Annotated in this window: 6 protein-coding genes; 5 read left to right on the plus strand and 1 reads right to left on the minus strand. The window is 70.8% G+C overall.

Annotated features, from left to right (window positions below; translation table 11 throughout):
• A partial coding sequence (locus AX018_RS22735) for a transposase (protein WP_211322508.1) occupies window positions 1-311 on the minus strand: 311 nt, incomplete at its 3' end.
• Window positions 312-812: 501 nt separating this feature from the next.
• Between AX018_RS22735 and AX018_RS22740 the strand changes: the two genes are divergently transcribed.
• From AX018_RS22740 to AX018_RS22760, 5 genes are all read left to right on the plus strand, one after another.
• Window positions 813-2,912, plus strand: a complete 2,100-nt coding sequence (locus tag AX018_RS22740) for a 3-hydroxyacyl-CoA dehydrogenase NAD-binding domain-containing protein (protein WP_111882242.1) — start codon at window positions 813-815, stop codon at window positions 2,910-2,912.
• A 43-nt stretch (window positions 2,913-2,955) separates the two neighbouring features.
• Window positions 2,956-4,131, plus strand: coding sequence for an acetyl-CoA C-acyltransferase (locus tag AX018_RS22745; protein ID WP_111882245.1), 1,176 nt, complete (start codon window positions 2,956-2,958; stop codon window positions 4,129-4,131).
• Window positions 4,132-4,140: 9 nt separating this feature from the next.
• A complete protein-coding gene (locus AX018_RS22750) occupies window positions 4,141-4,629 on the plus strand; it encodes a PaaI family thioesterase (RefSeq protein ID WP_111882247.1) in 489 nt (162 codons plus the stop codon).
• Window positions 4,630-4,768: 139 nt separating this feature from the next.
• Complete coding sequence (locus AX018_RS22755) at window positions 4,769-6,655, plus strand: acyl-CoA dehydrogenase (protein WP_111882250.1); 1,887 nt, start codon at window positions 4,769-4,771, stop codon at window positions 6,653-6,655.
• Window positions 6,656-8,879: 2,224 nt separating this feature from the next.
• Window positions 8,880-19,712, plus strand: a 10,833-nt coding sequence (locus AX018_RS22760; RefSeq protein WP_434803146.1) for an Ig-like domain repeat protein, incomplete at its 3' end; no start/stop codon positions are given.

The following is a 19,712-nucleotide window of genomic DNA, read 5'->3' on the forward strand; positions in this document are numbered from 1 at the left end:
TTCTGGCGTCGGCACACCGTGCTGAAGTCCGGCACCGGCCAGTCCAGCTTGGCCAGCCGCAGCAGGCTGTCCACCATGCCCAGCGCCTGCCGCAGGGGCTGGCCGAACAGGCACTTGATGCTCAAGCAAAACTGGATGGCTGCGTCCGAGAACGTCGGGCTGCGCCCGCGCTTGCCGTTCGGCTTGCCAAGCCACTGCATGCCTTCATCCAGCCACATCGTCAACGATCCTCGCGCCTTCAGCGCTGCGTTGTAGGCTTTCCAGTTCGTCGTGCGGTACTTGGTCCGCCTCTCGCTCTTTGCTTCCGTCACGCCTTCAGTCTACCGGTGTGGCCGGGGTGATTTGTGCAACAAAGCCGTTTAAAAGGCCTGCCTGAAAAAGCAGGCCGGACGGAACGTAGCGCCGTGCCTAAGGGAGCGTCAATCGAGAGAAAACGCGGCAGGATCGCGTTTTTTTCCGGTGTCGATTTCCTTTTTCAGAGCAAGAAGCGGAGATATTGGTTTTTTATTAATTCCTCGGAGAAAAAATATTAATAAGTGATGGGTGGTTTTGTGATAGGAAATAACGTGACTGTTTATCCGTGAGAATGCAATACGGACATGCCGGGCGATGGAAATGGATATTCCGTGGCCTTATTTCCCAGTCCGTCCGACCGACCGTGGCACCCGCAGGGCCGGACATGCGCGCGGCGCGGTCCGCCGCAAGGGGCGCTCTCTGTCCCAGTCGGGACAACCCCGGCTGGAATCCCCGTGCCGACTCTTTAGAATCAAAAAGCACGACCGTTCTTTTCCAGACCAACCAAGGGACAAGCAATGACCGCTGAATACCAAGTGCACGGCGATATCGCCGTGATCACCCTGGCCAATCCGCCCGTGAACGGGCTGGGCCACGCCACGCGCAAGGGCATCACCGACGGGCTGGCCCGCGCGAACGCCGATGCGGCCGTGAAGGCCATCGTCGTCACGGGCGCCGGGGGGGCCTTCTCCGGCGGGGCGGACATCAAGGAATTCGGCACGGACAAGGCGCTGCAGGAGCCCAACCTGCATTCGGTGATCCGCGCGGTGGAGCAGTCGGCCAAACCCGTCGTGGCGGCCATCCACACGGTGTGCATGGGGGGCGGGCTGGAGCTGGCCCTGGGCTGCCACTACCGCATCGCCGCGCCCGGCTGCAGCATGGCGCTGCCCGAGGTGAAGCTGGGCCTGCTGCCCGGCGCGGGCGGCACGCAGCGCCTGCCGCGCGCCATCGGCGTGGAGGCCGCGCTCAACATGATCGTGAGCGGCGAGCCCGTGAAGAGCGAGCTCATCGGCGGCGTGCCCGGCCAGAAGCTGTTCGACAGGATGGTCGCCTCGCCCGAGTCGCTGGCCGAGGAGGCGCTGGCCTTCGCGCGCGGCGTGGCCGATGCGCGCCCGCTGCCGCTGGTGCGCAACCTGCCGGTCCGGCACCCGCAGGGCGATGCCTACTTCCAGTTCGCGCGCAACATGGTCAAGGGCATGGCGAAGAATTTCCCCGCGCCGCTCAAGTGCGTGGATGCGGTGGAGGCGGCCACCAAGCGCAAGTTCGAGGACGGCCTGGCCTATGAGCGCGAGCTGTTCGTCAACCTCATGTGGACGCCCGAATCGCGCGCGCTGCGCCACCTGTTCCTGGCCGAGCGCGCCGCGAGCAAGATCCCCGACGTGCCTTCGGACACGCCCAAGCGCGAGATCCGCAAGGTGGGCGTGATCGGCGCCGGCACCATGGGCGGCGGCATCAGCATGAACTTCCTGAACGCCGGCATTCCCGTCACCCTCCTGGAGACGAAGCAGGAGGCGCTGGACCGGGGCATCGCCACCCTGCGCAAGAACTACGAGGCGCAGGTCGCCAAGGGCAAGCTCAAGCAGGACAAGTACGAGCAGCGCATGGCCCTGCTCACGCCCACGCTGAGCTACGACGACCTGAAGGACGCGGACCTCGTCATCGAGGCCGTTTTCGAGGAAATGGGCGTCAAGGAAGCCGTGTTCAAGAAGCTCGACGAGGTGGCCAAGCCCGGCGCCATCCTGGCGTCCAACACCTCCACGCTGGACGTGGACCAGATCGCCGCGTTCACCAAGCGCCCGCAGGACGTGGTGGGCATGCACTTCTTCAGCCCCGCCAACGTGATGAAGCTGCTGGAGGTGGTGCGCGGCAAGGCAACGGCCAAGGACGTGCTCGCCACCGTGATGCAGCTTGCCAAGAAGATCAGGAAGACGGCCGTGGTCTCGGGCGTGTGCGACGGCTTCATCGGCAACCGCATGATCGAGCGCTACAGCCAGCAGGCCGGCTTCCTGCTCGACGAAGGCGCCACGCCAGCCCAGGTGGACAAGGCCGTGGAGAAGTTCGGCTTCGCGATGGGCCCGTTCCGCATGGGCGACCTCGCGGGCAACGACATCGGCTGGGCGATCCGCAAGCGCCGCGCCGTGGAGCGCCCCGACATGAAATACAGCCGCACGTCCGACAAGCTCTGCGAGCTGGGCCGCTTCGGCCAGAAGACGGGCGCGGGCTGGTACGACTACCAGGCCGGCAAGCGCGACGCGATCCCCAGTGCGCTGGTGAACCAGATGATCGAGGACCACCGCAAGGAACTCGGCATCGCGCCGCGCAAGATCAGCGACGAAGAGATCGTGCAGCGCCTGGTCTATTCCCTGGTGAACGAGGGCGCGAAGATCGTGGAGGAGGGCATCGCGAGCAAGTCCGGCGACATCGACATGGTGTACCTCACGGGCTATGGATTCCCGATCCACCGCGGCGGCCCCATGCACTACGCGAGCGAGGTCGGGCTCTTCAACGTCGCGCAGACCATGCAGCGCTTCGCGCAGAACCCGCTGGACGACGCGGCCGCGTGGGAGCCCGCGCCGCGGCTCGCCCGCCTCGCCGCCGAGGGCAAGGCCTTCGCCTGACCGCCGCCGTCCGCATGTTTGCAAAGAACCAGGGAATCCGTACATGACCTCCGCAGTGATCGTTTCCACCGCCCGCACGCCGCTCGCCAAGAGCTGGAAGGGCTCCTTCAACATGACCCACGGCGCCACGCTCGGCGGCCATGCGGTGCAGCACGCGATCCAGCGCGCCGGCATCGACGGCGCAGAGGTCGATGACGTCATCATGGGTTGCGCCAACCCCGAGGGCGCCACGGGCGCCAACGTCGCGCGCCAGATCGCGCTGCGCGCCGGGCTGCCGGTGAGCGCCTCGGGCATGACCGTGAACCGCTTCTGCTCCTCGGGCCTGCAGACCATCGCGCTGGCCGCCCAGCGCATCGTCGCGGGAGAGGCCGACGTGTTCGTAGCCGGCGGCGTGGAGAGCATCTCCTGCGTGCAGCAGGAGATGAACCTGCACATGCTGCGCGATATGGAGCTGGCCAAGGCCAAGCCCGAGATCTACTGGAGCATGCTGGAGACCGCCGAGCAGGTCGCCAAGCGCTACGGCATCGGCCGCGACGCTATGGACGAATATGGTGCCGCCAGCCAGCAGAAAGCCTGCGCCGCGCAGGCGGCGGGCAGGTTCGACGACGAGATCGCGCCCATCACCGTCACGGCCGGCGTGGCCGACAAGGCGCTGGGCCTGATCACCAAGCAGCTCACCGTCAGCAGGGACGAGGGCACCCGCGAGGGCACCACCAAGGAAGGCATCGGTGGGATCAAGCCCGCGCTGCCGGGCGGCGTGATCGCGGCCGGCAATGCCAGCCAGTTCTCCGACGGCGCGGGCGCCTGCGTGCTCACCAGCGAGGACTACGCGAGCCGCAAGGGCTTGAAGCCCCTGGGCCGCTTCCTGGGCTTCGCCGTCGCGGGCTGCGAGCCCGACGAGATGGGCATCGGCCCGGTCTTCGCGGTGCCCAAGGTGCTCAAGCAGCTCGGCCTCACGGTGCAGGACATCGACCTGTGGGAGCTGAACGAGGCTTTCGCCGTGCAGGTGCTCTACTGCCGCGACAAGCTCGGCATCCCGGCCGACCGCCTCAACGTGAACGGCGGCGCCATCGCCCTGGGCCACCCCTACGGCGTGAGCGGCCAGCGCCTCACGGGCCATGCGCTCATCGAGGGCCGTCGCCGTGGCGCCAAGCGCGTTTGCGTGACGATGTGCATCGGCGGCGGCATGGGCGCGGCCGGCGTGTTCGAAGTGCTCTGAGCCGGCGCCATGGCAGGCCCGACGGACAACCCGGTGGCCGGCGGCGGGCCGGGGCCCGACCTGCTCGCCCATGGCCGGGCCGTGCTGGCCCGGCAGCCCTTCAGCCGCCTGCTGGGCACCGAGCTGCATGCGTTCTCGCCGCAGCGCTGCGAACTGCGCCTGCCCGTCACGCCGCAGCTGCTGCAGCAGCACGGCTTCGTGCACGGCGGCGTGGTGAGCTACCTGGCCGACAATGCGCTCACCTATGCGGGCGGCGGCGCCCTGGGCGTGCCGGTGGTCACCTCGGAGCTCAAGATCAACTACCTGCGCCCCGCCGTGGGCGAGCGGCTGATCGTGCGTGCCGAGGTGCTGCACCACGGGCGCACGCAGGCCGTCTGCCGCTGCGAGGTGTTCGCCGTGGCGGCGGACGGCGCCGAGAAGCTCTGCGCGGCCGCGCAGGGCACCATCGTGGCCTTGCCGGCGCGGGACGAGGGCGCCCCCGGCCCGGCCGCGGCCTGACGGCGGCGGGCCGGTTCCGCGCAGGGCGAGGGGCGGCATCCGGGCGGATGCCCCTCCATGTGTTGATTGCTATTGTTTCAATAGCTGCATGTCGAGCAAATACGGCGACGTGCGGCACTTTTGATGCGGAAAGATCCCCATGCGCCTGCGTTCCACCCTCGACTTCCTGCTCTACGACTGGCTGGGCGTGCCGGCGCTCACGGCGCGCGAGCGCTTCGCCGACCACTCGCGCGAAACCTTCGATGCCGTGCTCGACACCTGCGAGCGCATCGCGCGCGAGAAGTACGCGCCGTTCAACCGCCTCGTCGATACCGAGGAGCCGCGCTTCGACGGCGAGCGCGTGGTCCTGCCCCGGGCCACGCACGAGGCGCGCCGGGCCTACGCCGATTCCGGCATGCTGAGCGCCGCGCAGGACTATGCGGTCGGCGGCATGCAGCTGCCCTACACGCTGGAGGCGGCGGCCAACAGCTTCTTCGCCGAGGCGTCGATCAGCATCGGCTCGAACCTGCTCACCGTGGGCAACGCCAACCTGCTCATGGCGCACGGCACGGCGGCGCAGCGCGAGGTGTTCGCGCTCAATGAATTCAACGGCCGCTGGGCGGGCACCATGTGCCTGTCGGAGCCGCAGGCGGGCTCCTCGCTCTCCGACATCGCCACGCGCGCGGTGCCCGACGGGGAGGGGGCCGGGGCCGACCCGCTCGGCCCGCGCTACCGGCTCGCGGGCCACAAGATGTGGATCTCTTCCGGCGACCACGAGATGACCGAGAACATCGTCCACCTCGTGCTCGCCAAGATCCCCGGGCCGGACGGCCGGCCGGTGCCGGGCGTCAAGGGCATCTCGCTCTTCATCGTGCCCAAGTGGCTCGTGGACACGGAAGGGCGCCTGACCGGCGAGCGCAACGACGTGGCCCTGGCCGGCCTCAACCACAAGCTGGGCTGGCGCGGCACCACCAACACGCTGCTGAACTTCGGCGAGGGCAAGTACCCCGTGCGCCCGGACCAGGGCGGGGGCGGCCTGGACGGACGCGGCGCGGGCGCCATCGGCTACCTCGTCGGCCTGCCCGGCGAGGGCCTGAAGTGCATGTTCCACATGATGAACGAGGCCCGCATCGGCATCGGCATGGCCGCCACCCTGCTGGGCCTGGCGGGTTACCGCGCGAGCCTGCAGTACGCGAAGGAGCGCACCCAGGGCCGGCCGATCAAGGCGGGCAGCGCCGGCGCTGCGGGCAAGGCGGGCAAGGACGCGGGCGCCCCGCCGGTGCGCCTCATCGAGCACGCCGACATCCGCCGCATGCTGCTCGCGCAGAAGAGCTACGGCGAGGGCGCGCTGGCGCTCAACCTGTACTGCGCGCGGCTCGTGGACGAGCAGCGCACCGGCGCCCCCGACGACGCCGACGAGGCCCGCATGCTGCTGGAGGTGCTGACCCCCATCGCCAAGAGCTGGCCCAGCGAGTGGTGCCTGGAGGCCAATTCGCTCGCCATCCAGGTCCACGGCGGCTATGGCTACACGCGCGACTTTCCCGTGGAGCAGTACTGGCGCGACAACCGCCTGAACATGATCCACGAGGGCACCCACGGCATCCAGGCCATGGACCTGCTGGGCCGCAAGGTCGTCATGGAAGGCGGCCGCGGCCTGCAGCTGCTGGCCGGCCGCGTCAACGCCACCCTCCAGCAGGCCATGGCCCGGCCCGAACTCGCGGGCTACGGCAACCAGCTCGCCAAGGCACTGGCCGAGGTCGGCGCCGCCACCAAGGCCGCCTGGGCAACGGGCGAGCCCGCCGAGGCGCTCGCCAATGCCGTGCCCTACCTGCAGGCGGCCGGCCACATGGTCATCGCCTGGATCTGGCTCGACGTGGCCCTGGCCGTGCTGGCGCAGGACCCTGCGCTCGCCGATGCCGCGAACGCGGGCCGCGTGGGCGCCATGCGGTACTTCTTCCATTACGAACTGCCCAAGACCGGGGCCTGGCTGAACGTGGTCAGGGCGCGGGACATGACCTGCGTGGAGCTGGCGGAAGAGGGGTTCTAGGGACGGGACTTGCCGCGGATGCCTGCCCGCGTTCGCGCGGGAGGCGGGGGGTATTCTTTTTCCGAGCGTATTTGTCGGAAAACGGAGGGCATTCTTTTTCATGCCCGAAAACGCCGGCAAGGTGTTGATTTGAAAGGGTTTTCTTCAAGGCGACCGCGGTGATCCGCAGGGCGTGGCAGCGGCGCGCTCAACACTTTCCCAAATCGCTGGATGTATTGGCAAAGCCCCGGCATCCGGGCCTCCAGGGGGAGGCCGGTTCCATTCGAGCCGGGTACCAGCCCTACGGATACAGCACATGGTCGCCATCGTCAGCGGAAACAGTCTCGGTCTCAGCACAAGCTCGCTCGCCACCCTGGGTCAGAGAGGGATGTTCGGAAATGCCGCGCAGGGGCGCGGCGGGGAGCAGGCCTATGTGAACCTGTCCAACGGCAACCTGGTGCTCCAGCGCCGCGACGATTTCGTCGCGGGCCAGGGCCTGGGCATGGACGTGCTGCGGACGTACAACAGCCAGGGCCTGCTGAACGACGACAACGCGGACAACTGGTCGGTGGGCATCTACAACCAGCCCTTGAGCCTGAGCGGCACCCGCAATGCCGCGGGCAGCGTGATCACCCGCACCGCCAGCGACGGCGCCCGGTCCGACTATGCCTACGATGCATCGAGCGGCCTGTACGTGGGCACCGACGGCGCGGGCGCCTACGACACCCTGCGCTGGGATGGCGCGGCCGGGCAGTACGTGTGGACCGATGGCGATACCGGCGCGCAGGAGCGCTACGAGGGCGGCAGCGATGCGCGTCTGGTGTCGCGCTCGGATGCGAACGGCAACACCACGCGCTACCAGTACGGCGCGGACGGATTACTCGCCAGCGTGACCGACGCCTCGGGCGAAACCACCCATTACGACTATGTCGGCCGCAACCTGGCGCAGATCCGCGTCGTGGCGCAGGACGGCAGCACCAGTACGCGGGTGCGCTATGCCTATGACGCCAGCAACCGCCTGTCGTCGGTCTCGGTGGACCTGAGCCCGGGCGACAACGACATCGCGGACGGCAAGGTCTACCAGACCACCTACACCTACGATGGCAACAGCCGGCGCGTGGCTTCGGTGGCGCAGTCGGACGGCACGCGCCTGGAGATCGGATACACGCTGGTGGATGGGGACTACCGCGTGTCCAACGTGCGCGATGCGCTGGGCCTGACCACCACCTACGCCTACGACACCGCCACCCGGACCACGACGGTGACGGACCCCCTGAATGTGGCGAGCCGCTACAGCTACGACGCCCGGGGCCAGCTCCTGCGCGTGCAGACGGGCATCACCGGCAATCGCTCCGCCGGCCTCTCGCAGCTCTACTACCGCTACGACGACCAGGGCAACGTCACGGCCATGACCGACGCGCTGGGCCGCAGCATCGCCCTGCAGTACGACGCCCAGGGCAACCAGACGATGAAGGTGGACCCGCTGGGCAACACGGTGGTGCGTACCTACGACGAGCGCAACCAGTTGCTCACCGAGACCCTGCGCGCGGGCGACGGCAACGGCAACGTCGCCACCGCGCCCGCCTTCGGCGGCAGCGGCCCGGCGGACAGCACCACGCGGTACGTCTACAGCACCCAGGGGCGCAACCAGCTGCGCTTCGTGATCAGCGCGGAGGGCCGGGTCACCGAATACCGCTACGACAACCTGGGCCAGCGGGTAAGCACGCTGGCCTACGCAGCAGCGGCCTACGACGTCGGCAACCTGGGCTCCACCAGCGTGCCGACGGAAGCGCAGATGGCCAGCTGGGCCGCGGCGCAGGACCTGCGCGGCGGCCAGCGGGTGGACAGCCGCTACGACTTCCGTGGGCAACTCAGCACGAGCATCGCCTATGGCGTGCTGGACGCGGCCGGCGAGGGCAGCGAGCCGGCGGTGACGCAGTACGTCTACAGCCAGGCCGGCGAATTGCTCAAGACCGTTCAGCCGCGCACGGACAGCGTCACGCAATACGTCTACGACGGCCTGGGCCGCGTGATCGTGGCGTCCGCGCCGTCGTCGGACGGCACGACCGCCAACACGACGATCACCGAATACGGCGCCGCCTCCACCACGGTGACGCTGGCCAACGGCCTGAGCACGGTGTCCAGCTTCGACGCCGCCGGCCGGCTCGCGAGCGTGATGCAAAGCAGCGCGGGCACCGCGCTGGGCACCACCCGCTACGCCTACGATGCGGCGGGCCGGCTGGTCATGACGCAGGACCCCACGGGGGTGCGCCAGTGGGCGGTCTATGACGATGCGGGGCGCAAGATCGCCGACGTGGACGGCACGGGGGCCGCGAAGGAATACCGCTACAACGCCAACGGCCAGTTGACGCAGACGATCGCCTATGCACGCACGCTGGCGGACCTGAGCGCGGCGCCCACGATCGAGGCCATCCAGGCGCTCGCGGGGGCGGACGACCGCAGAAGCTGGCGTCTCTACGACGGCGCGCAGCGGCTGGCATGGCAGGTGGATGCCGCGGGGGCGGTGACGCAGACGGAATACGACGCGGCCTCGCGCGTGACGGCCGTCACGCGGCTCGCGACGCCCGTCGATACCCAGCTGCTGGGCGACGGCAGCGCCCTCATCGTCGGAGCCGCGGGCCTGACGCGCACGGACACCACGCAAAAGACCGCGACCGGCATTGGCGTGCGCGCGTCCGCCGCCACGCTGGTGGCGGGCTCGGACCTGGTGCTCGAAGCCGTGGTTTCCGGCAGCCAGCCGGAGGGCAACGTCACGTTCTACAGCGGCGCCACCGCGTTGGGCACCGCGCGGATCACCAATGGCGTGGCCCGGCTGACGGTCAACAGCCTCCCGGTCGGCACGAACACCCTCAGCGCCCGCTACGAAGGCGATGCGACCCACGCCGCCAGCACCTCCGCCGTGACGTCCGCCACGGTTCTGCAGGCGGCCCGCGTCAGCCTGGACCCTCTGCCGGGGACGGCCGCCCTGGGCCGTGCGCTGGTGCTCAAGGCCACCGTCTCCGGCGGCGCGCCCGGTGGAACCGTGACCTTCTTCGATGGCGCCACCGTGATCGGTAGCGGCCTGGTGCAGGCCGTGGGCGGCGACTCCATCGCGACCGCGGTGTGGAACGTGCAGACCCTCGGCAGCCACACGATCACCGCCGTGTATTCGGGGGATGCGACCCATGCGAGCGCCGCCACGGCGGCCGGCGCGGCCGTGCGCGCCGGATATGCCAGCGAGGTCGTGCTGGAGGGCAGCGGCACGCCATCGGTCGCCAATGCGCCCGTCACGCTCCGCGCGCACGTCGGCGTGGCCGGCAACCAGGCCCAGCCCGGCGGCTCGGTGGCGTTTTACCGGGGCACGGATTTGCTGGGAACCGCGTCGGTGGACGGGCAGGGCTTTGCCACGCTGACCACCTCGGCATTGCCGCTCGGGCTGAACGGGCTCACGGCGGTGTACCCGGGCGATGCGGCCGTGGCCGCAAGCAACTCCGCCACCCTCGCGCAGACCGTGCTTCCGGCCGCGGCCACCACGGCCGTGCTCGCAACATCGCACATCCAGGTCGCGGCGGGCGGCGGGGTCGTCCTGACCGCGCGCGTCGCGGCCGTGGCGAACCCCGGGGCCGCCCTGGGCGGCACGGTCGCTTTCTACGACGGTGACACCCTGCTCGGCAGCGTGGCGCTCTCCAGCGGCCAGGCCAGCTTCAACGCCTCCGGCGTCACGGCCGGCGGCCATGGCTATCGGGCCGTCTACAGCGGCGACACCGCCGACGCCGCCAGTACCTCCGCCACCGCCACCGTGGTCGCGGTGGCCGGTGGCCCGGGCATCGCCGCGCCCACCGGGGCCGGCAGCGCCCTGGCCCTGGCAACCTCCAGCGCGAGCATCGCGCAGGGCGGCCCGGTCACTTTCACGGCCACCGTCACGGGCGATCACCCCACGGGATCGGTCACCTTCGTCAGCGGCGGCCAGGTCCTGGGCTCCGCATCGCTCGTCAATGGCGAGGCCACCCTGACCGTGAGGCCGTCGCAGGCGGCCGACCTCAGCGTGCAGGCCCTGTATTCCGGGGATGCCGGCAACCCCGCCATTGCCAGCGCCGGGCCGGTGCGCGTGGCGGTGGCGCCCGCCGCGCCGCGCCTGGTGCTCTCGCTTTCGTCCACCCAGGCCACCCGGGGGGCGTCCGTCGTCCTCACGGCCACGCTCTCCGGCGCGGAGACGGCCGTGCCGCCCACCGGCAGCGTCACCTTCTATGCGAACGGCGTCGTGCTCGGAACGGCAACGCTCTCGCAGGGCACGGCTTCGCTCGGCACCGATGCGCTGGACTCCGGATCGAATGCCATCACGGTGCAGTACTCGGGCGACGCGCGCAATGCGGCCACCGCCTCGGCCGCGCAGGATCTGCAGGTCACGGCCGTGCCTGCGACGGTGGCGCTCGGAGCGTCGAGCGCGCAGATCGCCGCCGGCGCGGCCGTGACCTTGACGGCCACGGTCACGGGCGCGTCCCCCTCCGGGCGCGTGGACTTTTTCAACGGCACGGCGTTCCTGGGGACGGGCAACATCGCCAACGGCATCGCGACGCTGACCACCAGCGGTTTGCGCAACGTGGGCATCGCGAACGTCTCGGCGGTGTACACGGGCGCTGCCGTGAGCGGCGTCTCCAAGCCGATGTCCATCGCCATTTCCTCCGGCGTGGAGATCGGGGTCTCGTCCGCCAGCATCGTGGCGGGCAACCCGGTGGTGCTGTCGGCGAACGTGGGCAGCGGCACGGGCACGGTGAACTTCTTCGACGGCTCGGTGTATTTGGGCAGCGCCAGCATTTCCAACGGCGTGGCGAGCCTGACCACGCGGGCGCTGACCCAGGCCGGCAGCCACGCCATCACGGCGGTCTATGCGGGTGACGCGAACCGTGCGGGCGCGGCCTCGGCGCCGGTCTCCATCCAGGTGGCCGACGCGGTGGAGCTGGCCGTCTCCAGCGGTTCGGTGGTGGCGGGTGCGCCGCTGGTGCTCACGGCCAACGTCAACAGCGCCACCAGCGCCATCGTCAACGGCGTGGCGGTGCCAGCCGGGGCGATCGCCAACGGCGTGACGCTCATCGACGGCACGGTGACCAAGACCAGCGGCACGGCCGACTGGGAGTCCTCCATCCGCAGCACGGTGGGCGTGAGCGGCGGCGCGAGCGTGAGCTTCAAGGCGGGGCAGACCAACAAGGCCATCATGGTGGGCCTGAACTCCGACCCCGGGGTCAACGACAGCTACCTGTCCATCGACTGGGCGATCTACATCACCTACGACGGCGCGATGTACGCCTACCAGAACGGGGCGAGTGTGGCCTCGCTGGGCACGTACACCACGGGCGACGTGCTGAGCGTGGAGTACCTGAACGGGGTGGTGAGCTACCGCAAGAACGGAGCGGTGCTGCGCCAGGAGACGGCCAACATCACGCAGCCGCTGTACCTGGATTCCTCGTTCTACGGCACGGGCGGATCGATCGCGGGGCTGAAGTTCCGCAATGCCTCGGGCCAGGAAGTGCCGCTGAACGCGGCGGCCGCGCCCACGGGCAGCGTGACCTTCTTCAACGGCCGGGAGGTGCTGGGCACGGCCAGCGTGGTCAACGGCGTGGCCCGCCTCACCACCAGCGCGCTGGCGGCGCAGAGCGCGGCGCAGATCACGGCGGTCTACGGAGGCGATGCGAACAACGCCGCGGCGACCTCGGCGGCCAGGGCGGTGGCGGTGAACGATGCGATCGGCCTGAGCACATCGTCCACGAGCGTGGCCGCGGGCGATGCGGTGACGCTCACGGCGCGCATGAACGTGGTGCCCAGCGTGGTGGCCACGGGGGTGTCGTTCGATTCGGGTGCGGTCAAAAAGACGGGCACGGCGAGCCAGTGGGATGCCTCGGTGCGCAGCGTCGCGGGCTACACGGGCGGCGCGAGCGTGCGCTTCACGGTGTCCGGGCAGTCGGACCAGAACTACATGATCGGGCTCAACACGGACCCGGCCTCGGACAACGGCGTGGCGTCGCTGGACTGGGCGATCCACGTGTCGGGCAGCACGGTGGAGCTCTACCGCGACGGGGCGCTGGTGGCCAATGTGGGCACCATCGTGGCCGGCGACGTGCTGGTGCTGAGTTACGACGCGGGAGCCGTGTCGTATGCGAAGAACGGGGTGGTATGGCGGCGCGAGACGGTGCAGATCAGCCAGCCGCTGTACCTGGATTCGTCGTTCTACGCGCCGGGCTCGGGGGTGTCGGGGCTGGAGTTCCGCGACGGCGCGGGCACGCTCGTGGCGCTGAGCGCGAAGCCGGCGGCCACGGGGCGTGTGACGTTCCACAGCGGCGGCGCGGTGTTGGGCACGGCCACGCTGGTGGACGGGGTGGCCAGCCTGACCACCCGCGCGCTCGCCACGCCCGGCATGGCCAGCATCACGGCAACCTATGAGGGAGATGCCTACAACCCGGCGGGGCTCTCCTCGCCGCTGGCCCTGGCGGTCGCCCCCGGCGCGGGCAATCTGGCGGCGACCACCACTTCGCTGGCGGCGTCTGCCCCATCCATCACGCGCGGCCAGGAGCTCACGCTCACCGCCACGGTGCCCGGTGCCGCCACCGGCTTCGTCACATTCTTCAGTGGCAGCAAGGCACTCGGCGTGGCCGCCGTCGCCAACGGCTCGGCCACGTGGAGTTCGAGAGACCTCCCGGTGGGGTCGCATGCAATCCGTGCGGTCTATACCGGCGACGCACAGTTTGCGCAGAGCGTGTCGTCCGTGCTCGGCGCGACCGTCGCCGCCGCGGACGCAGTGGTCTCCATGGCCGCCACGGTCACGAGCCGCTCCACGAGCGAAGCCACGGTGACGCTCGCGGCCCGCGTGGCCGGTGTTCGCCCGGGCGGGGCCGTCACCTTCTACAACAACGGAGCCCCCATCGGCGGGGGAACGGTCAGTGTGGCCAACGGCGTGGCCAGCCTGTCGGTCACCCTCCCGGCAGGCGCCGCCCGCATCACCGCACGGTATGCCGGCGATGCCGACAATGCCGCGGCGACTTCCGAGGCCCTGGCCCTCACCCTGCGGGGCGGCAGCACGGTCACCGTGGCCGCCCCCTCGCCGGCGAGTATCCGCTACGGCAGCCCGGTCACCCTGAGCGCCACGGCGCCCTACAGCAGCACGAGTGCCGGCACGGTCAGCTTCTATGCCGGCGAGATCCTGGTCGGCGTGGCCACCGTGCAGGCCAACGGCGTGGCCACCTTCGTGTCCAGCTCGGTGCCCGTGGGCGCCCGCACCCTCACCGCCACCTATTCCGGCAATGCGGAAAAAGAGCCGGCCAGCCAGAGCGCCACGGTGCCCCTGGCCGTGGCCGGCATGGCAACGCAAACCGTGCTTACGGCATCCAGCAGCCAGCGGGCCCCGGGCACGCCGCTCGTGCTAGACGCCACCATCACGTCTGCCGGGCGCGCGCAGGGCATCGCTGGCGCGGTGCGCTTCTACGCGGGCAATGCGCTGGTCGGGACCGTGCAGGCCGTCAACGGCGTGGCGCGGCTCACGCTCAATGACCTGCCTGGAGGCGCGGGCACGTTGACCGCGGTATACGACGGATTCCAGGGGTTCGAAACCAGCACCTCCCAGGCGGTCGCCTCGGTCGTCCTGGCCGCCGCCACCACCGTCACCCTGGACACCTCGGCCGCGAGCGTGCGCAGTGACGCCTCCGTGACGCTGAGCGCGCGCGTCGCGGGCCGGCAGCCCGGGGGCACCGTCACCTTCCTGCGTGCCGGCACCGTCCTGGGCACGGCCCAGGTGGTCAATGGCGTGGCCAGCCTCGTCGTCGCGGGGTTGCCGCCGGGCACCCACGAATTGCGCGCCCGCTACGAGGGCGATGCGGGCAACGGGGCGAGCAGCTCCGGCGTGCTGGCGCAGACCGTCACCCCCACGGGAACCACCACGCTCGCGCTGGCGTCCGGCACCAGCCTGGAGCAGGGCCGTGACGTCTCCATCACCGTGAACGGAGGTGCCAGCGGCACCGTCACGCTCGTCGATGGCAACACCATCGTGTCCACGGCCCGCATCGTGAACGGGGTGGCTCTGCTGTCCACACGCGGGCTGGCGGTGGGCAACCACCAGCTCACGGTCAGCTATGGCGGTGACGCGGCCTCTCCGGCGGCACTGCTCGACTTCCAGCTGGCGGTCACGCCAGGGCAGGACTCCACCGCCGTGGCCCTCAGCGCCATGCCCACCCGCACGGCCCAGGGCCTGGGGACCCTGCTCAGCGCCCAGGTGTCGGGCAGCCAGCCTGCCGGGCGGGTGACCTTCTACAACGGCGACACGGCGCTGGGCACCGCGGACCTCGCCTACGGCCTGGCCGTGCTGAACGTCGATGTGCCGCCTTCGGCACTGGACCGCTTCCGCGCCGTGTACCTCGGCGACGCCACCCACGCGGGAAGTGCCTCGGCGGTGCTGGCGGGGCATGCGGTGGACGGAGAGGCGCTGCCGCCGCTGGCGCGGAGCACGCAGGACCGCACCGCCGTGCAGATCTACGGCAAGGATGGACTGCTGGCCGGCACGGTGGATGGCGAAGGCTACCTCACCGAATACCGCTACGACGCGGCGGGCCGGCTCATCGGCAGCGCGCGGTATGTGCAGCCGGTTGCCGGCGGCGCGGCCGCTGCCCGTGCCGCGGGATCGATCGCCGGCCTGCGTCCCGCGACCGGCGCGGGGGATGCGTACACGGCCTATTTCTACGACGCCCAGGGCCGCCGGATCGGCGAACTCGACGCCGAGGGGTACCTCACGCAAAGCAGCTACGACGGCAACGGCAACCCCGTGTCCGTGCGGCGCTACGCCAATGCCGTGACCGCGGTCACGGCGGCGCAGGTCACCGCGGCCACCCGCCTGGCCGACCTCCTGCCCGCCGCCTCGGCGCAGGACCAGATCACCACCCGCACCTACGATGCGCTCGACCGCGTGTCCGTATCGGTGAACGCGGAAGGCACGACCACGCGCTACCGCTACGACGGCATGGGCCGGCTGGTGCAGACCACGCAGGCCGCCGGCAACGCCGAGGCGCGCGGCACGGCCGCCCGCTACGACGACCAGGGCCGCCTGGTGGGCGAACTCACCGCGCAGGGCGCGGCGCTGCTGGACGGCAGCCAGAGCGCCGCCCAGGTCGATGCGATCTGGCAGCAGTACGGCCTGCGCCACCGCTACGACGCGGCGGGCCGCCGCACCGCCACCACCGACCAGAACGGCCAGCAGACGCTCTTCTTCTACGACGCGGTCGGGCGCCTGACCCACACCGTCAACCCGCTGGGCGAGATCACCGAGACGCGCTACAACGCGTTCGGCCAGGCGCAGTCCGGCACGCGCTACGCGGGCCGCATCGACCGCGCGGCGCTGGCCAGCGCGGGAGGCCAGGCCGGCGGCCTTGCCAGCGCCGGCGTGCTGGCCGTTTTCGGGCAGGCCCGCAGCGCCACGGCGGACAGCACCGCCAGCTACCGCTACAACGCCACGGGCACGCTCGCGCAATCCACCGATGCCCAGGGCTTCGCGAAGAACTACGTCTACAACACCTTCGGCGAGGAGGTGCGCCGCACGGCCGCGCTGGGCGCGGGCGCCGTGCAGACGGTGGACACCGCCTACGACCGCCGGGGCCTGGCCGTGCAGCGCGTGCAGGACCCGGACACGCTGCGCCTTGCCGGCACCGTCACCTACGACGCCTTCGGTCGCGCCGTCGCCACCACCGATGCGCTCGGGCAGGTGCGCACGCAGGCCTACGACCGCCTGGGCCGGCTCATCGCCGCCACCGATGCGCTGGGCCGCCGCGCCACGACGGCCTACGACGCCTTCGGCCGCACCATCTCCCAGACCGATGCGCTGGGGCACGTGACCACCTACGCCTACAGCCTGCAGGAGCGCAGCGTCACCGTCACCACGCCCGAAGGCATCGCCGTCACCACCGTGCACGACCGGCTCGGCCAGACCGTCTCGGTCCGGGACGGCAACGGCGCGGTCACCCGCTACGAATACGACGCCAATGGCCGCCAGACGGCGGTGCAGACGGCCCTCACCCGCACGGCGGGCCGCTACGACGCGGCGGGCCGCCTCGTGGAGACGACGGACGCCAATGGCGTGAAGACCGCGCTCGCCTACGATGCGGCGGGCCGGGTGCTCACGCGCACGGTGGACCCGGGCGGCCTGAACCTGGTCACCACCTACGCCTACGACGCGCTGGGCAACCAGCTGAGCGTGACGGACGCGCAGGGCGTGGTCACGCAGTTCGGCTACGACGCCCAGGGCCAGCTCGTGCGCCAGGCGGTGGACCCCACGGGCCTGAACCTCGTCACCACCTATGCCTACGACGGCATGGGCCGCCAGGTCACCGTCACCGACCCCAACGGCACGACCACCGCCTACCAGTACGACGCCCTGGGCCGCCGGGTGCTGGAGGTCGTGGACCCGTCCACGGCCACGCACGCGGGTCTCAACCTCGCCAGGCGCTATGCCTACGATGCCGCGGGCAACGTCACGAGCGTCACGGACGCGCAGGGCCACGTCACGCGCTACGCCTACGACCCAGAGGGCCGCCAGCGCTTCGTGCTCGACGCGGCGGGCAACCTGGCGGAGACCGTCTACGACGCGGCCGGCCGCGTGGTGCGCCAGACCCGCTACGCCCAGCCGCTGGCGGGTGTGGACGGCCTGGCGCTGCAGGTGAGCGAAGGGCAACTGGACGGCCTCAAGCGCCCGGACCCCGCGCGGGACCTCACCGAGCACCGCATCTACGACGCGGACAACCGCGTGGCGGCCACCGTCAACGGCGCGGGCGACGTGGTGCGCTTCGTCTACGACGGCAGCGGCCGCGTGGTGCAGCGCACCGCGTATGCCAACCGCATCGACTTCGCGCAGTGGAGCCCGGGCAACGTCCCGCAGCCGGCCGCGAGTGCCACGGACGCCGTCACGCGCACCGTCTACGACGCACTGGGCCGCGCGCGCTACACCATCGACGGCACGGGCGCGGTGACTTCCCAGCGCTACGACGCCAACGGCAACGTCACCCAGCGCATCCGCTATGCGAAGCCGCTGGACCTGGCCGTGCAGCCGCTGTCCGCACGGCCGGACGAGGCCGAAATCGGCAATCGCGTGGGGGCGCTCTACGACGCGCAGCGCGACGAGCACACGCGCATGCGCTACGACGCGGCCGGGCGCCTCATCCTGAGCGCCGACGGCGCGGGCGGCGTCTCCCAGTACCTCTACGACAAGAACGGCCGCCTGCTGCAGAGCACGCGCTATGCCACCCCCAGCGGCGACACCGGCGCGCAGGATGGGCCGATCAACGTGCCGCAGACCAGCCTCTCGGATGCCTTCGTGCGCAAGGTCTACGACGCGGCCGGGCGGCTCACCTCGGAGGTGGATGCGAGCGGGGCCGTCACCACCTACGGCTACGACGCGGCCGGCCGCCTGGTGCGCGAGACGCGCCTGGCGGTACCGGCCGATGCCTACCGCAGCGCGCAGGCCGGGGCGATGCTGCTGGCCGAACCCACGCCGGTGACCAGCAGCCAGGACCGCACGGTGCGGCACTTCCTGGACCGCGCGGGGCGCGAGACGCTGACGATCGATGCCGAGGGCGGTGCCACCGAGCGCTTCTACGACGGCACCGGGCTGCTGCTGCGGGTGCGCCAGGGCGCCGCGCCGCTCACCGACACCCAGATCGCCGCACTGGAGAGCCAGCGCGCGCAGGCGGGCGAGCTCAGCCGCGGCGCCATCGCCCAGAATGCGCCGGCAAGCGGCACCGACCGCACCACGCGCAACTACTACGACGCCGCGGGCCGGCTGCGCTTCACGCGCGACGCGCTCGGGCAACTGCAGGGCTACGTGTACGACGGGGCGGGCCGCCTCACCGAGCGCACCACCTACATGGGCGCGCAGGGCGCCGACTACTGGATCGACGAAGGCATCACCGGCTACATGAAGACCACGGGCGGAGACGGGCTCCGGCCCCTCTACCGCCTGAGCCGCACGAGCGGCGCCAGCGACCACCTCTACACGAGCGACCCGGCCGAGCGCGACCAGGCCCTGCAGAACGGCTGGCAGGCCGAGGGCGACGTCGGCTACCTGCGCAGCGCCCCCGCGGCCGGCACGGCCCCGCTGTACCGCCTGCGCCCGCCGGGCGCGGGCACGAACCACTTCTACACCGCCAACGAGGGTCTGCGCGCCTACGCGAAGAACGTGCTGGGCTGGATCGAAGAAGGCGTCATGGGCTACATCGACGTGGCCCCGGGCCAGGACAACGAGGCGCTCTACCAGCTCAACGCGAACGGCTCGAACGAGCACTTCCACAGCATCGGCCGCGCCGAGATCGACCTCGCCCTCATGCCCCAGCCCGCGCGCACGGCGGCCGACCGCACCGAGCGCCTGCAATACGACGCGGCGGGCAACCTGATCGCCAGCACCGACGCGGCGCAGCAGACCGAGAGCACCACCTACGACGGCACGGGCCGCAAGACCGCCTTCACCAACAAGGCCGGCAGCACCTGGACCTACGACTACAACGCGGCGGGCCGGCTCGTGCAGGAAACCTCGCCCGAGGTGGACCTGGCCGACGGCCCGGCGAGGGTCATCACGCGCATGGCCTACGACGCGCTGGGCCACCTCGCCGCGCGCACGGAAGCGGCGGGCCGGCCGGAGGAGCGCACCACGCGCTACGAATACGACGCACTGGGCCGGCAGACCAAGACGATCTTCCCGCCCGTGGCGGTGTACCAGGGCGAGAGCGCCGCGGCGCTGCTGGACAACGGCCGGAACGCCGCCGGCACCCGCACAGACGCGCAGCCCACCGAGATCAGCAGCGAGACGCGCTACGACACCCTGGGCAACGCGGTGGCCGGGCGGGCGGCGGGCAGCACGGCGTGGAGCTACAAGGCCTACGACCGCGCGGGCCACGTGGCCTGGGACGTCGATGCGCTGGGCTATGTCACCGGCTATACGCGCAACGCCTTCGGCGATGCCGAACGCCTCGTGCGCTACGCGCAGGCCATCGCGCTGCCCACGGGCGATCGCGCGGTGCTGCAAAGCGGCGACGTGCGCCAGGCCGTGCAGGCGGGC

Origin of the sequence: Paracidovorax anthurii, assembly GCF_003269065.1 — a bacterium.
Classification (GTDB): Bacteria; Pseudomonadota; Gammaproteobacteria; order Burkholderiales; family Burkholderiaceae_C; genus Paracidovorax; species Paracidovorax anthurii.